Annotated in this window: 10 protein-coding genes, 1 tRNA gene, 1 other RNA gene and 1 pseudogene; 4 read left to right on the top strand and 9 right to left on the bottom strand. The window is 71.3% G+C overall.

All coding sequences use genetic code 11. The features are described 5' to 3' along the window. Nucleotides 1-1,431: DNA polymerase III subunit gamma and tau (locus C3488_RS36385; RefSeq protein ID WP_146068000.1), on the bottom strand; the 1,431-nt coding region annotated here is incomplete at its 3' end. 96 nt (nt 1,432-1,527) lie between these two features. Further along, an RNA gene (gene ffs, locus C3488_RS36380) (signal recognition particle sRNA small type) lies at nt 1,528-1,618 on the bottom strand. A 75-nt stretch (nt 1,619-1,693) separates the two neighbouring features. Between ffs and C3488_RS36375 the strand changes: the two genes are divergently transcribed. Next, nucleotides 1,694-1,781, top strand: a tRNA-Ser gene (locus C3488_RS36375). 548 nt (nt 1,782-2,329) lie between these two features. Here C3488_RS36375 and C3488_RS36365 read toward each other — a convergent pair. Continuing rightward, complete coding sequence (locus tag C3488_RS36365) at nt 2,330-2,836, bottom strand: YfbM family protein (protein WP_219822367.1); 507 nt, start codon at nt 2,834-2,836, stop codon at nt 2,330-2,332. Between the two features lie 320 nt (nt 2,837-3,156). Next, nucleotides 3,157-5,166 carry a hypothetical protein gene (locus tag C3488_RS42155; protein ID WP_103845143.1) on the bottom strand — a complete coding sequence of 670 codons (2,010 nt, stop codon included), beginning with the start codon at nt 5,164-5,166 and terminating at the stop codon, nt 3,157-3,159. 785 nt (nt 5,167-5,951) lie between these two features. Here C3488_RS42155 and C3488_RS36355 point away from each other — a divergent pair. The 3 genes from C3488_RS36355 (at nt 5,952) to C3488_RS36345 (ending at nt 9,367) form a co-directional block, all read left to right on the top strand. Continuing rightward, nucleotides 5,952-6,323: a phage holin family protein gene (locus C3488_RS36355; protein WP_103845145.1), complete on the top strand. Its 372-nt coding sequence runs from the start codon at nt 5,952-5,954 to the stop codon at nt 6,321-6,323. Further along, nucleotides 6,320-6,853 (top strand): DUF3618 domain-containing protein, encoded by a 534-nt coding sequence (locus C3488_RS36350; protein WP_103845142.1) that lies wholly within the window; start codon nt 6,320-6,322, stop codon nt 6,851-6,853. The genes C3488_RS36355 and C3488_RS36350 overlap by 4 nt, the downstream gene beginning before the upstream one ends. A 447-nt stretch (nt 6,854-7,300) precedes the next feature. Further along, nucleotides 7,301-9,367 (top strand): SpoIIE family protein phosphatase, encoded by a 2,067-nt coding sequence (locus C3488_RS36345; protein ID WP_103845141.1) that lies wholly within the window; start codon nt 7,301-7,303, stop codon nt 9,365-9,367. A 154-nt stretch (nt 9,368-9,521) separates the two neighbouring features. Here the strand turns inward: C3488_RS36345 and C3488_RS36340 are convergent, their stop codons facing one another. The 5 genes and pseudogenes from C3488_RS36340 to C3488_RS36320 form a co-directional block, all read right to left on the bottom strand. Next, nucleotides 9,522-11,528, bottom strand: a complete 2,007-nt coding sequence (locus C3488_RS36340; RefSeq protein ID WP_103845140.1) for a beta-galactosidase — start codon at nt 11,526-11,528, stop codon at nt 9,522-9,524. Continuing rightward, the gene (locus tag C3488_RS36335; RefSeq protein ID WP_103845139.1) at nt 11,525-12,838 is read right to left on the bottom strand and encodes a glycoside hydrolase family 36 protein; all 1,314 of its coding nucleotides are present in this window, start codon (nt 12,836-12,838) and stop codon (nt 11,525-11,527) included. Before C3488_RS36335 ends, C3488_RS36340 begins: the two co-directional genes overlap by 4 nt. 28 nt (nt 12,839-12,866) lie before the next feature. Next, entirely contained in the window at nt 12,867-13,760 is an 894-nt protein-coding gene (locus C3488_RS36330; protein ID WP_103845138.1) for a carbohydrate ABC transporter permease, read from the bottom strand. Next, nucleotides 13,757-14,743, bottom strand: coding sequence for a carbohydrate ABC transporter permease (locus C3488_RS36325; RefSeq protein WP_103845137.1), 987 nt, complete (start codon nt 14,741-14,743; stop codon nt 13,757-13,759). The genes C3488_RS36330 and C3488_RS36325 overlap by 4 nt, the downstream gene beginning before the upstream one ends. Next, nucleotides 14,740-15,177: pseudogene (locus C3488_RS36320) on the bottom strand (carbohydrate ABC transporter substrate-binding protein); the annotation flags it as partial. The gene C3488_RS36325 and the pseudogene C3488_RS36320, both read right to left, overlap by 4 nt.

The raw sequence follows: 15,177 nt of genomic DNA, 5'->3' as shown, positions 1-15,177 counted from the left end.
CGTCTCCGCAGGCGCTGCGGGCGGTGCGGGCGGTGCGGGCGCTGGAGGTGCGGGCGCTGCGGGAGGTGCCGGAGCAGGCGTCGCCGCACCGTCGTACGCACCCGGGCCCTGCGCACTGCCTGCGCCCTGGGCCCGCACCGCGGCCCGAGCCGCGGCCGGACCACCGCCGGGCGACACCGCGGGAACGGACGACGTCCCCGCGCTCGCCCCGCCGTGCGCCTCGGGACCGGGCACATACCCCATGGCGGGGCCCGCGCCGCCGCCCGAGAAGTTGACGCCGCGCTCCAGGCGGTCGAGACGGGCCATGACGGACCGCTGGTCCCCGTATGCGGCGGGCAGCAGCACCCGTGCGCAGATCAGCTCGAGCTGCAGACGGGGCGAGTTGGCCCCCCGCATCTCGGTCAGCCCCTCGTTGACGATGTCGGCGGCGCGGCTCAGCTCGGCCGGGCCGAAGACGCCCGCCTGGGCCTGCATGCGCTCCAGCACGTCGGCCGGGGCGTCGATCAGCCCCTTCTCGGCGGCGTCGGGCACGGCGGCGAGGATGACGAGGTCCCGCAGCCGCTCCAGCAGGTCGGCGACGAACCGACGGGGGTCGTTGCCTCCCTCGATCACGCGGTCGACGACCTCGAAGGCGGCGGCACCGTCTCCGGTGGCGAAGGCCTCGACGACGGAGTCGAGGAGCGAGCCGTCCGTGTACCCGAGGAGTGAGGTGGCCATGGCGTACGTCACACCGTCGGGGCCCGCGCCCGCGAGCAGCTGGTCCATGACGGACATGGAGTCACGCACGGACCCGGCGCCCGCGCGCACGACCAGCGGCAGAACCCCGTCCTCGACGGGGATCTTCTCCTTCTCGCACACCTCGGCGAGATAGTCCCGCAGGGTCCCCGGCGGGACTAGCCGGAAGGGGTAGTGGTGCGTGCGCGACCGGATGGTCCCGATGACCTTCTCGGGCTCGGTGGTCGCGAAGATGAACTTGAGGTGCTCGGGCGGCTCCTCGACGACCTTGAGCAGCGCGTTGAAACCGGCCGACGTGACCATGTGGGCCTCGTCGATGATGTAGATCTTGTACCGGCTGCTCGCGGGCCCGAAGAAGGCCTTCTCCCGCAGGTCGCGGGCGTCGTCCACACCACCGTGGCTGGCCGCGTCGATCTCGATGACGTCGATCGACCCCGGTCCGTTCCTCGCCAGGTCACGGCAGGACTGGCACTCGCCGCACGGCGTGGGTGTGGGACCTTGCTCACAGTTCAGACAGCGGGCCAGGATCCGCGCGCTGGTCGTCTTGCCGCATCCGCGCGGCCCGCTGAACAGGTACGCGTGATTGACCCGGTTGTTCCGCAGCGCCTGCTGCAGCGGGTCGGTGACATGCTCTTGCCCGATGACCTCGGCAAAGGACTCCGGGCGATAGCGGCGGTACAGCGCGAGAGACGACACGCTTACGAGGTTATAGGCGCCCACTGACAAAGCGCCCGGCCCGAGTCACAGCCCAGCGAGAGCCCCCCGGCGCCCGGCCTTGGCCCCCCCGACGCGAAAGACCCCCCACGCACCCGCCAGAGCCAACCTACCCTTGCTGCCTTCCGGCCCTGGGGGAGTTCAGTCAGATAGCGCCGCGTGAGGGGCTGAGCCCCAGCCTACCCGATCGCCGGGGCCCGAACGAGTTCGCTAGCACTCCCCGGCGTCATGTAATGTTTCCGGCGGAGGATTCGCCTAGAGGCCTAGGGCGCACGCTTGGAAAGCGTGTTGGGGGCAACCCCTCACGAGTTCGAATCTCGTATCCTCCGCCAGTGCCTCACCGGGCACGATGTCGAAGGGCCCCACTGTTCGCAGTGGGGCCCTTCGACGTTGTCCGTCTCAGTTGGTTTCTCGGCCGGCTGCGGGCCGGCCCGGGCGGCTTCCAGAGCGCGTCTCCGACCTGTTGCGCGAGCTTGCGGAGCATGGTCCCCGTCACATGCACGCAGCGGGCGCGCATGCGGGCCGCTCCCCCGGTCTCCCAGCCCGTGATCGAGTCGATCACAACGTCCGGGACGCCGAGGATCAGGAGCACGGTCGACCGCGGGTCCTGCCACGGCGTCAGAAGAGGTCCAGCAATTCCACCAGAAGGGGACCCCCGCTGGTCGACCCCCTACACCGTGTCCCTCACCCTCAAAGACTGCGAGCGCCGGAGAAGGACTGTCTCGACCAGAGCCGGCGACCTCAGCCGCCACAACGAACACCGGACACCGACCCGACAAGCGGCCGGACGCCAACAGCGCCACCGCCCAGGTCAGCGAAGCAACCTGCCGTCGATCACCTCAGCCTCCCAAGCCGAGGTCTCATCGCCGTCGGGGGCCCGTCAGTCCAGCCAGACGAGGATCGCGTCGTCCGCCCTGGCAGCAGCCTCGAAGAACTGTGTGAGGCCGTCGAACCAGGGGCGCCCCCATTCCAGGGAGCCGGGCTCACTCCATCCGAGGGGATAGACCTCGGCGCTGGTCAGTTCGGCAGGATCCACGCCACTGACGAGTTGGTCATAGCTGGTGGCCCGCAGAGCTTCCGCCGCGAGCCGGACCCGCTCGGGCCGCAGGTACCTCGGAGGCCCGTAGCCCCAGTCCTCGTCCTCGTCCTCGGCGAACGACTCCTCGCCGTGGATCACGTTCACAGGGAACTCTGCGCGGGCCAGCAGGAAGCGGAGCAGGTCCCAGGTCTTGTACGTGCTGAAGTGGCGCGCCTCGGCCGGCGCAGGCTCCGTCTCCTCCTCGGCGTCCTGGACCTCTTCGACGAAGGCCAGAGCCCAGTCGGGATCTTTGATCGCTCGATCAAGCTCAGCAGTCGTGACACGCAGGTGCTCACCGATCATGCTCATGGCCGCAGACTAGGCGAGGCAACCGACAACGACCGCCGGAGGCGGGCCCTCTCGGTTTCTGTCTCATTCAGCCCGGTTACCGAGGCAAGGGGGTCACGTGTTCAGGCCTTCAGGCGGCGTACGGCCCCGAAGAACTGCTCAGCGCCTGGCGCAGGGCGTGAGCAGGGGCTGTGCTCCTGTGGCCGCAGGCCCCGACCGGTTCGCCGGTCGGGGCCTGCGCCGTGTTCCGCGCCGGTCTTGGCCTTCGCCTTCGTCGTGTTCCGCAGGGCACGCGGCTGCCCCGTCCGTTCGTCGGGCGGGGCAGCCGGTGGCGGGGGAGGTCAGGGAACCGAGTTGTAGGTGTTGCTGGCCCACAGGGCGCCGCCCGTGCCGGGGCCGCCGCCGCTCTGGTAGACGACGAAGTTGCCGTCGCTCTGCATGAGGGCATAGGCGCCGGAGTGGCCGTAGGTGTGGGTGGACCACAGGGCGCCACCGATGCCGGGGCCGCCGCCGCTCTGGTAGACGACCAGGTTGCCGTCGCTCTGCATGTACATGTAGGCGCCCGCGTGACCGTAGGTGCCGGTGGACCAGATGGCCTTGCCGTCGCGGGTGCGGTACATCACGACATTGCCGTCAGCCTGCACCACCAGGCGGGTGTACCGGGTCTGGGTCCACCAGCCGCCGTTGAGCTTCTGGCCCGACTTGATCGTCGTCGAGCGCAGGTAGGTGCCGTCCGCCCAGAGCGACCCGCCGGTGCTGGGACCGCCGCCGGCGCCGTACACCACGAGGTTGCCGTCGTCCTGCAGCAGGAGGTAGGCGCCGGAGTGGCCGTAGGTGTGGGTGGACCACAGGGCGCTGCCGCCGGCGGTGTAGACGACCAGGTTGCCGTCGCTCTGCATGTAGGCGTACGCCCCCGAGTGGCCGGAGGTGTGGCTGGACCAGATCGCCGGGCCGTTGCCCGCCGCGCCCGTCTTGAGGTAGGCGACCAGGTTGCCGTCGCTGCCCATGGACAGCGTCACGTTCGCGCTGCTCAGCCGGTGTCCGGAGGTGAGCTTCTGTCCGGGCTGAAGCGCGTTGACGCTGTTCGGTCCGCCGGCGAAGGCGGAGGTGCCGTTGGGGGTGCCGAGGCCCGTCGGGCCGTCGTAGCCGGGGCCCGCGGTGCAGAGATAGGCGGGTGAACAGGTGCCGTTGGACCCCGTGGTGACGTCGTTCAGCGCCGCCGTGTGGCCGTAGAGGTACGAGGACGGGTAGCTGTTCGTGGTCGGGGTGCCCGCGAGGGCGTAGGTGGCCGCGACGATGGGCGAGGATGCGCTGGTGCCGCCGTAGACGTCCCAGCCGGAGGCCCCGTAGGTGTCGTAGACGGCGACGCCGGTGGCCGGGTCTGCGACCGCCGAGACGTCCGCGACGCTGCGACGGGAGCAGCCGGTGTCCGACTGCCAGGACGGCTTGGGCTCGACCGCGGAACACCCGGATCCGGTGCCGTCGGTGCTGTCGGTGGACCACACCGACTCGCTCCAGCCCCGGGAGGTGCTCGAGCGGACGAGCGAGGTGCCGCCGACCGCCGTGACGTACGGGGAGCTGGCCGGGTACTCGGCGCCGTAGCCCCCGTCACCGGCGCTGACCGTGATGGCGACGCCGGGGTGGTTGAAGTACTGGACGTCCGCGGTGGTCTGGCTCGGATCCTCCGTGCCGCCGAAGGAGTTGGAGACGTACTTCGCGCCGAGGGCGACCGCCTCGTTCTCGGCCGTGCCGAGGTCGGACACACTGGGGGAGTTCGCCTCGACCAGCAGGATGTGGCACTGCGGGCAGACGGCGCTGACCATGTCGAGGTCGAGGGATATCTCGCCGGCCCATCCGGCGTCCGCACTCGGGTAGGCGGTGCCGCCGTTCTGGTCGACCTTGCGGAAGCAGCCGTTCGCGGTGGTGCAGGCGGGAAGGCCGTACTGGGACCGGTAGGTGGCGAGGTCCGACTCGGCGCTGGGGTCGTCCATGGCGTCGACGATCGCCACGGTCCGGCCCGAACCGGCCGTTGAGGAGGGCAGGTTGTAGGCGCTCTGCAGGTCCGAGGGGCCGTAGCCGGACGGCGTGGCGTTCGGGCTGAGCGTCATGTGCTGGACGATGTCGGTCCTGGCCTCGGCGAGGCACGCCATGTGACCCGGCTCGGTGGCGTGGGCGCACAGGTGCTTGACGTGGGCCGCCGAGGTGGCCGAGGCCGCGGACGCGGTCGCCGTGAGCGGTCCGCCGGCCAGGAGTGCGGCGGCGGACAGCAGAGCCGCCGCGGCGGAGCCCGCCCGGCGTCTGCGTCTGCTGCCCGGCTGCTCCGGTGTCGCGTGTACGGCGCTTGAGCGCAAGGAAGTGCCCTTCTGTGTGGTGCCGATGGGGAGCGACTGGTCAGGGCTGGTCCGGCCGTGACCGCGGTTTCGGCGGGTTCCGGCGGGTGTGCGGCGCGATGCCGCCGCTGCCGGTCACCGCCGAGCGGCGTGCGCGCGGAGAGGGGAGAACTGCGTCAGTACGGTCCGCGTCGACCGCGGACCGGGCATCCTGCGTTCTCGTAAGTGACGCCACGGAGATTTCTCGCAGGTGACGCCACGGAAAACGGAAGAAGCCAATATCCCGGAAGAAGTGGAACGCGTGACGATTTCACGCGCGCGCCGTTTCGGCGGTGCTCCTTCGAACGCGTCGCCGCCTTCTTCCATGTCCCCGCCCTCGCCGGTTCCGCCCGCCTGCACAGGCGAGTTGACGGACCAGAATGCTGGCAGAAGCCTTCCGCGCCCACGGTGTGGTGAGTGAGGGAGGCCGCTGCCGGGACGCTAGCCGGGCCGTTCGTCCAAAAACAATGCGACGACGGTAAATCCTTGATCAGAGTCGGGTAGTCGCCGTTCATGACGTCGCCTCAGGCGCGGGGCGGACGCGGTTCGTCGGCGTGCCGGAGTGGGTGAGGCGGGCAGCGGCTTGTCTGAGTGGCCGAGTCGGGCGCCCTGAAACGGGTTGATCGGGGTACTCGCGAGCGCACCGGACGGCCGGGGCGCCGGTCGATCGCAGGAACCGAGACGGATGGGTGGTGATCTCCGTGACGAGCACGCAGCCGCACTACGCCGGACACGACCACAGCGTGAACCGCTCCGGTCAGGAGCCGGTGAGTGAGCTGGTGCAGCGGGCCTCGCAGCAGTTGACGGAGTTGGTGCGCGGCGAACTGAGGCTGGCGCAGGCGGAGATGAAGGAGAAGGGCAGGCGCTACGGCAGGGGCGGCGGCCTGTTCGGCGGCGCCGGGGTCCTGGGCCTGCTGACCCTGCAGGCCCTGGTGACCACGGTCATCGCGGCCCTGGCGGTGCCACTGCCGGTGTGGGCCGCCTCCCTGATCGTCACCGTGGCGCTGGGCGTTGTCGCCGCGGTGCTGGCCGTGACCGGGAAGAGGCAGGTCGGCCGGGCCGCGCCGCCCTCGCCCGAGCAGACGATCGAGAACGTGAAGGCCGACCTGGCCGAGATCAAGGAGAGTGCGCACCGATGAGCAAGCCGACTCGCGACGAGGGGACCGCCACGGGCACGGAGGAACTGCGCGTAAAGCTCGAGCGCAGCCGGGAGGAGCTGGGGCAGACGGTGGAGGCGCTGGTGGCCAGGACCGACGTCAAGGCCCGCGCCCAGGAGAAGGCGGCCGAAGTGAAGGAGCAGGCAGTGGTCAAGGCGGCCGAAGTGAAAGAGCAAGCCGCGGTCAAGGCGGCCGAGGTCAAGGAGCAGGCCACGGCGAAGGCCACCGCGCTGAAGGCCAAGGCCGCCGGCGTCGCGCACCAGGTGCAGGACAAGCTGCCCGACACGGTCAGGGACAAGGCGGCCCGGGCTGCCGGCGAGGCCCGCTCGCAGGCGTCACAGGCGGGGCGGCTGTGGGAGGAGAAGGCGCCCGAGCCATTGCGGCAGAAGGCGGCCCAGGGGGCCCGGGTGGCGCGGGACAAGCGCACCGTGCTGCTGGTGGCCGCCGCCGGCGCTGTGACGCTGTGGCTGGCCCGGCGCCGCGGAAGCCGTGGCGGGGGCGCCCGCTCGTGATCGTCCGCAGTCGGCCCACGGGGCGCCGGACCGCCCAGGCGCCGTCGTCACGGGCGCCGGACCGCCCCGGGCCCCGTCGCCACGGGCGCCGGACCGCCCAGGCCCCCCTCGCCACGGGCGCCGGCCGCCCAGGCCCTGTCCTCACCGGTGGGCGGGGAGGCGTGGCGCGCCGCGTGGCGGTCGGGGCCGGGCGGCAGGAACACCCCCGCGCCCCGCAGCCGCGCCCGGCGCGGCTCCCGGCTGCGACTGCCCGCGACTTCCCCGGCTCCCCCGGCTCCCCCGGCTCCCCCGGCTCGCGGTCTTCCCCGGCCCCCCGCCTCCCCGTCTTCCCCGGCTGTCCAGGTCACCCGCCCAGGGGCAGCATGGAGATACCGGAAGCCTGATTCAGACGTGGGGCGATGGCGGTACAGGGCGCCATGCCGCGCCGGCAGGCGGAGGGAGGTCCCGATGTCAGCCGAACCCTTCCAGGTGGACGGCGACGAGTCCGGCCCCGAGCACCCCCGGCGGACCGGCCTGCTGGACGTACTCAGCGTCGCCGCGGTGGTGCTGGACGAGGACGGGCGCATCGTGTTCTGGAGCCCGCAGGCCCAGGAACTGTTCGGCTACCCCCCGCAGGAGGCGCTCGGGCAGTTCGCGGCGCGGCTGCTGGTCGACCCGGAGCACTTCCAGACCGTGCTGAGTCTGTTCACCGAGGTCATGCAGACCGGCCGGAGCTGGGCCGGTGCCTTCCCCATCCGGCACAAGGACGGCGACACCCGGCTGATGGAGTTCCGCAACATGCGGCTGTGGAACGTCCACGGGGAGGTCTACGCCCTGGGGATCGCCGCCGACCACACCATCCTCCAGCGTCTGGAGACCGACCTGGCGCTGTGCGAGCGGCTGGTCAACCAGTCCCCGATCGGCCTCGCCCTCATGGACCCCGATCTGCGCTACCTCCTGGTGAACCCGGCCCTGGAGCGCATCGACGGCATTCCCGCCGAGGAGCACCTCGGCCGGCATCTGCGGGAGACCGCGCCCTTCGCCGACGTCGACACCGTGGAGTCCGCCCTGCACCAGGTGCTGGCCACCGGCACTCCCCTCCTGGACCAGTACCACGTGGGCCGTACCCCCGCCGACCCCGACCACGACCATGCCTGGTCCCTCTCCTTCTACCGCCTCGAGGACCCCGGCGGACGTATCCTCGGCGCGGCCGCCTCGGTCGTCGACGTCACCGAGCGGCACCGCGCGGCCACCGAGGCGGACCGGGCCCGGCGGCGCCTCGCCCTCATCGCCGACGCCTCCGCCCGGGTGGGCAACACCCTGGAGGTGGAGCAGACCGCCCGCGAGCTGGCCGAGGTCGCCGCCCCCGAGCTGGCCGACGTGGTCGCCGTGGACGTCCTCGACTCCGCCCTCGCCTTCCGCCGGACCGGCAAGCTGGACAGCGGCCCCGAGCTGTTCCGCGCCCTGGCCCTCAAGGCCGCCCATCCCACCGTGGCCCTGCGCGCCGCCGACTCTCCCGGCGACCTCGCCGCCTACGACGGCGACCGGCTGGTCACCCTGTGCGTGCACACCGGCCGGCCGGTCCTGGTGCGCCATGTGGGCGAACACGACCTGCAGCGCATCGCCCGCGACCCGGAGGGCACCACGCTGCTGGCACGCGCCGGCGTCCACTCCTACCTCGCGGTGCCGCTGATCGCGCGCGGCGAGGTGCTCGGCGCCCTCGACCTCAAGCGCACCCGCAACCCGCTGCCGTTCGACGAGGACGACGTCATCCTGGCCACCGAGCTGGCCGGCCGGGCCGCCGTGGCCATGGACAACGCCCGTTGGTACCAGAGCGTCCGCAACACCGCCCTCACCCTGCAGCGCAGCCTGCTGCCCGACCACGCCCCGCACCACACGGGCCTGGACCTCGCCACCCGCTACCAGCCCGCCCAGACGACCAGCGAGGTCGGCGGGGACTGGTACGACGTCATCCCGCTGACCGGCGACAAGACGGCTCTGGTCGTCGGCGACGTCATGGGCAACGGCATCGACGCCGCCGCCACCATGGGCCGGCTGCGCACGGCGACCTGCGCCTACGCGGACCTCGACCTCGCCCCCGAGGTGGTGCTCCAGCACCTCGACAAGATCACCTGCGATCTGGAGCACTACATCGTCACCTGTCTGTACGCGGTCTACGACCCCCACGGGGGGCTGTGCCGCATCGCCAACGCGGGACACCTGCCGCCCGCGCTGGCCCGCGTCGGCCGTGCCCCGGCCCTGCTGGACCTGCCCAGCGGGGCCCCGCTGGGCGTCGGCGGCATCCCCTTCGAGACCGCCACCACCGAGCTGGACCCCGGTGACCTGCTGGTCCTGTACACGGACGGGCTGGTCGAGACCCGCCATCACTCCATCGACGACCGCCTGAACATGCTGCTCTCCCTCCTCGACCAGCCCCAGCGGCCGCTGGAGGAGACCTGCGACCTCCTGCTGCACGGCCTGCGCCACCCCGACGACCACGACGACGTCGCCCTCCTCGTCGCCCGCGCCCAGTAGGGGCATGCGGATCGGCCGAACGCCGAGGGCGCCCGCGCACCCTCGGGGAACGCCGACCTCGTGGCCGAGGCGGGCGCCCGGGGCCGCGGGCGAGGCGCGAGAGACGTGGAAGGGGCCCCGGCCGATCCCGGCCGGGGCCCCTTCCACCGTCGCGTCACGGTCGCCGGGGCTCCCGCACGACCGCCACCTCGCCCGGTTCCACCGTGACCGAGCCGGGCGCCGGCTTGCCCGTCAGCAGCTCCACCGCGTCCTCGGCGACGGTCACCCGCGCGCCGCGGCCCGTGTGGTCGATGACGAACAGGTAGTCCGCGGACGGACCCCGCCGGCGGACGACCTCCACGCCCTCCGGGGCGGTCCGCACCGGCTCCACGCCCGCCTCGCCACGGATGCGGGTCAGCAGGGAGTCGAGGGTGTCCGGGTCGGGCCGGGTGGCCAGGTACCAGGCGGTGCCCTCGCCGTACGCGTGGCGCGTCACCGCGGGCACGCCCCTCAAGGGGCCCTCCTCGTACGACGACACGGCCTCGGCGCCCTCCAGGCGCAGCCGCTCCGACCACAGGGTCGCCGACCCGCCGCCGCTCAGCGGCACCGACTCGCCCGGCAGCAGCGGGAACAGCTCGTCCGACCTGACGCCCAGCGCCTCACGGAAGGCTCCGGGGTAACCGCCCAGCCGGACATGGCAGTTCTCGTCCACCGCCCCGCTGTGGAAGCCCACCGCGAGGGTTCCGCCGCGCTCCGCGAACCCGGTGAGGTTCGCCGCGCCCGCCTCGTCGACCAGGTACAGGCTGGGTGCCAGGACCAGGCGGTACGGGGACAGGTCCGCGTCGGGGCGGACGAAGTCGACGGCGACGCCCGCGCGCCACAGCGGCTCGTACCAGGCGCGGACCAGGTCCGCGAAGCGGACGTCGGCGCTGGGCTGGGAGGGCAGTTCCAGGGCCCAGCGGGCGTTGTAGTCCCAGACGATCGCGACTTCGGCGGTGCCGGTGCTGCCGCGCACCTCCGCCAGTGCCTTCAGGTCGGCGCCGAGGCGGACCACGTCCCGCCAGATCTGGGTGTCCGTGCCCGCGTGCGGCAGCATCGCCGAGTGCCACTGCTCCGCGCCCGCCTTCGAGGCCCGCCACTGGAAGTAGGCGATGCCGTCGGCGCCGTGGGCGACGTGGGCGAGGGCGTTGCGGCGCAGCTCGCCAGGGCCCTTGGCGCGGTTGACGGGCTGCCAGTTCACGGCTCCCGTGGAATGCTCCATCAGGAACCAGGGCCCGCCCGCCATCGAGCGCATCAGGTCACCGCTCAGCGCGATGTCGATGTGCGACTCGGGGTCCGTCGAGCGGAGGTAGTGGTCGTTCGAGACGACGTCCAGCTCCGGGGCCCAGCGCCAGTAGTCCAGCGCCTCGAAGCTGAAGTTCACCATGAAGTTGGTGGTGGCCGGGACCGAGGGGGCCGACGCGCGCAGCACGTCCCGCTCGGCTGTGTACAGCTCCAGCAGCTCGTCGGAGCAGAAGCGGCGCCAGTCCAGCTGGTGGGTCGGGTTGGGGACGGCGCCCGTCGCGCGCGGCGGCAGGATCTCGTCCCAGTCGTAGTACCACTGGCTCCAGAAGGCGGTGCCCCAGGCGTGGTTGAGCGCCGCCAGGTCATCGCCGTACTTGGCGCGCAGCCAGCCCCGGAAGGACGCCGCGCTCGTGTCGCAGTAGCACTCGGCGTTGTGGCAGCCGTACTCGTTGTGGACGTGCCACATCGCGACGGCCGGGTGGTCCGCGTACCGCTCGGCCAGCCTGCCCGCGATGCGCAGGGCCGCCTCCCGGTAGGCGGGGCTGGACGGGCAGAAGGTCTGCCGGCTGCCGTAGGACAGGGTGCGGCCGTCGCGGTCGACGGGCAGCGCCTCGGGGTGGGCCCGGAAGAACCAGGCCGGCGGGGCCGCGGTGGGCGTGGCGAGGTCGGCGGCGATGCCGTTCTCGTGCAGCAGATCGAGGATCCGGTCCATGCGCGAGAAGTCGTACACGCCTTCGACGGGCTCCAGCAGCGCCCACGAGAAGATGCCGACGCTGGCCATCGTGACCCCGGCCTCGCGCATCAGGCGCATGTCCTCGGCCCAGACCTCCTCGGGCCACTGCTCGGGGTTGTAGTCGCCGCCGTAGGCGATGCCGGGTATGGACAGGGTGCGCTTCATCGGGCGCCTCTCGTGAGGAGACGGCGGGTCGTGGCCACGCCCCACGCGTCCAGGGACAGCAGACGGTCGCTGGAGGCCATCAGGCCCCCGGTGGCCTCGACGTGGGCGGCCCAGCGTTCGCGGGTCTCCACGGCCGGGCGCGCCATCAGGCAGTCGGGGTCGTTGATCCAGAGGCGGCCGTGCTGCCACTGGCGTCCCCGGCCGGTGAACTCGGCGGCGTCCTGCCCGGGCTGGCTGAAGTCGTCCGCCTCCGGGCGGCGGTGCGGGGCCGTGTCGGGGCTGACCCGCATCGCGTCGAACAGGCCGATGGACGGCAGGATCGGCGCGCCGCAGCCCAGCAGGTACGCGTCCGGGCCGATGGCGTCGCGGATCAGGGCGATGCCCGCGCGGTACGCCGTGAGCGGGTCGGCACCGGAGTGCCGTACGCCGTCCAGGGCGCCCGCGTAGAGGAAGTCGACCTTGAAGTAGTCGTAGCCCTCGGTGCGCAGGGTGGCGAAGACGTGCGCCAGGTAGGCCGCCGCGTCGGGGTGGGTGGTGTCGAGGGTGTACAGGTCGTGGCCCCAGTTGTGGCCCGCGTGCACCGGCGTTCCCGCGGTGTCCCGGACCAGCCAGTCGGGGTGGGCGGTGGCCAGTTCGCTGTCCGGGGCCACCAGGAACGGTGCCGTCCAGATACCGGCCCTGCGGCCGCGCGCCCGGATCGTGTCGGCGATGCCGGCACGGGAGCGGAAGCGGCCGGAGAGGGTGAGCCAGTCGCCGAGGGCGCTCTGGTAGCCGTCGTCGATCTGCACCACGTCGACGGGCAGGTCCAGGGTGTCCATCGCGCGCAGGTTCTCGTGGACGTCGTCCTCGGTGACCTCGGTGAAGTACTCGTACCAGGAGCACCACACGGTCGGCGCGGGGCGCGGCGGCGCCACGCCGAGACCGTCGGCCCACCTGGCGAGGACGGACTGGATGTCCGGCCCGGTCAGCTCCCGGACCGGCCCGTCCGCGCTCACCTCGGCCCGCGCGCCGTGCACCTCCAGCCGGACGGAGGGCACGGCGCGGTACGGGTCGGTCGCCGCCCACAACCTGACCGGCGTGCCGTCGCCCGGGTCGAGCGCCAGCAGCCCCTCCCCCTGGAAGGCGCCGGAGGGGACGGTGCGACCGGGGCGGTAGCAGACGGTCGCCCAGTTGTCGTTCGCCGGGCGGTGCGGCTTCTCACCGAGGGCGTAGGCGCCGCTCGGGCTCCAGGACTGCCAGCCCTCCTCGTGGACCCGCGCCCGGGCGAGGTCCACGGGCACGGAGGCGAGCGGCGTGAAGGGGTGGTGCACAGTGCGTCTCTTCTCGGAAAAAGGTCGGTCAGCCCTTGTTGGCGCCCAGGGTCAGGCCGCTGACGAACTGGCGCTGCAGCACGAAGTACACGATCAGCGTGGGGATCGCGGTGAGCAGGGCGCCGGCGGCGACCAGGTTGGGGTCGGTGAAGTACTGCCCCGACAGGTTGTTCAGCGCCGAGGTGATCGGCATGTTGTCGCCGGTGGAGATCAGCACGATGGCCCAGAAGAAGTCGTTGTAGATCCAGATGGACAGCAACGTCGCCAGGGCCGCCATCGCGGGCTTGCACAGCGGCAGCACGATCTGCCAGTACATCCGCCACACCGACGCGCCGTCGACCAGGGCGGCCTCGGTCAGCTCGTGCGGCAGCATCCGCATGTAGTTGCTCAGCACGAAGGCGCAGAAGCCGGACTGGAACGCCACGTGGATGAGGACCAGACCCAGCGCGGAGTCGTACAGCTTGCCGCTGACCGTGATGCCCGGCAGGTCGATCAGCAGGTACATGCGGTACAGCGGGGTGATGATGACCTGCTGCGGCAGCAGGTTGCCCGCCGTGAAGACCAGCAGCAGGGCGATGTTGAACCGGAAGTCGAAGCGGCTGACGTAGAACGCGACCATCGACGACAGCAGCAGCGTCAGCAGCACGGCCGGGACCGCGATGATCAGCGTGTTGCCGAAGTAGTGCAGCATGTCCGACTGCTCGAACGCGTTCGTGAAGTTCTCGAAGCTCAGCTTGTCCGGCCAGGAGACGTAGCCCTTGGCGCTGGTCTCCGAGTACGGCCGCAGGGCGGCGAAGACCGCCCACAGCAGCGGGGCGAGCCAGGCCAGCGCGGTGACGACGAGGAACACGTGCAGCAGGACCCTGGCCGGGCGGAGGGGGGTGCGCTGCTTGGCGCCGAGCGCGACGGTGGGGGTGCTCATGCGCGCCGCTCCTTCCGGAAGGTCGCGATCAGGTACGGGATGATGACCGCCAGGGAGATGACCAGCAGGACGACGGCGATCGCGGAGCCGTATCCGATCCGGCTGGACTCACCGATGATGTTGTTGGTGATCAGGATCGACAGCAACTCGGTGCCCTGAGCGCCCTTGTTGAAGACGAACACCAGGTCGAAGGCGCGCAGGGCCTCGATGATGGTGACGACCAGGACGACGGTGTTGGTGGGCCGCAGGGTGGGGAAGATGACGTTCTTGAACGTCTGCCACTCGTTCGCGCCGTCGAGCGCGGATGCCTCCCGCAGGGACGGGTCGACGCCCTTCAGACCGGCCAGGTAGAGGATCATCATGTAGCCGGTGTGCCGCCAGGAAGCGGCGACCAGGACGGCCCACAGATTGAGGTGCGGGTTGCCGATCCAGTCGATGTAGTGGCCGGGCTTGTTGGCCCCGATGAGGCTGTTGATCAAGCCGGTGTCGGGGTTGTAGACGAGCTGCCAGACGAACCCGGTGACCGCCAGCGACACCACGACCGGCAGGAAGAACGCGGTCTGGTAGATGCGGGTGAAGCGGATCTTCTTGTCCAGCTGCACGGCCAGGAAGAGCCCGAACGGGGTCGGGATCAGGATGAGCACGACGAACCAGACGATGTTGTGCTCGACGGCCGGCCAGAACTGCGGGTTGTCGGTGAACAGTTGCTTGAAGTTCTGCAGCCCGACCCACTTGATCGAGTCGAACCCGATGCCGTCCCAGGTGGTGAAGGCCAGCGCGACGGAGGCGAGGGCCGTCACCCACACCAGCGCGACGTGCAGGATCGTGGGAACGCCCGCCATCAGCCCGAGGGTGACGCGGTCGCGGCGGGTGAGCAGGCGGTTGTGCCCCTGCGGGGCGCGCTTCTTCTTCTGGGCGGGCGCGCCGCCCGGAGGCGGCACCTCGGCCGCCTCCGGGTTCTGGATACCGGTTTCGATGCTCATGAGGACGCGAAGATCGTCTTCTTCTGGCGCTCGATGGACGACAGGAGGCTGTCCACGCCCTTGGGGTTACGGACGAAGTTCTGCAGCGAGGGCTGCATCACCGTGGAGGTGAAGTCCGGCCGGCTGTCGCGGTCCATGAACTGCGTCAGGTTCTTGGCGCCCGAGATCATCGTGTACGCCTTCTTCTGCAGCGCCGTGTACGAGGAGGTGTCGGCCTTGCTGGAGGCGGCCACGACGCTCGGGTCGGACTTGAGGTAGATCGACTCGGCGTCGGGCGTGCCCAGGTACTCGAGCAGCTTCACGGCACCGGCGTGGTTCTTGGGGCTCTTGCTGAGCATGAACCCGTCGGTCGGCGCCTCGACGGTGTCCTGGCCGTACGCGGAGTTGATCTCCGGGAAGGCGAAGAAGTCGAGGTCCTCCACATCGGCCTTGTT

The sequence above is a fragment of the Streptomyces sp. Ru72 genome, assembly GCF_002920635.1.
Classification (GTDB): Bacteria; Actinomycetota; Actinomycetes; order Streptomycetales; family Streptomycetaceae; genus Streptomyces.
Note: the sequence above shows the minus strand (reverse complement) of the source record. Positions and strands in the feature narration are given on the sequence as shown.

What these genes read in the sequence shown, in the direction of transcription:
- C3488_RS36365 (WP_219822367.1), bottom strand. Translation starts at nt 2,836, where the DNA reads ATGAGCATGATCGGTGAGCACCTGCGTGTCACGACTGCTGAGCTTGAT.
- C3488_RS36350 (WP_103845142.1), top strand. Translation starts at nt 6,320, where the DNA reads ATGAGCAAGCCGACTCGCGACGAGGGGACCGCCACGGGCACGGAGGAA.
- C3488_RS36345 (WP_103845141.1), top strand. Translation starts at nt 7,301, where the DNA reads ATGTCAGCCGAACCCTTCCAGGTGGACGGCGACGAGTCCGGCCCCGAG.
- C3488_RS36340 (WP_103845140.1), bottom strand. Translation starts at nt 11,528, where the DNA reads ATGAAGCGCACCCTGTCCATACCCGGCATCGCCTACGGCGGCGACTAC.
- C3488_RS36330 (WP_103845138.1), bottom strand. Translation starts at nt 13,760, where the DNA reads ATGAGCACCCCCACCGTCGCGCTCGGCGCCAAGCAGCGCACCCCCCTC.
- C3488_RS36325 (WP_103845137.1), bottom strand. Translation starts at nt 14,743, where the DNA reads ATGAGCATCGAAACCGGTATCCAGAACCCGGAGGCGGCCGAGGTGCCG.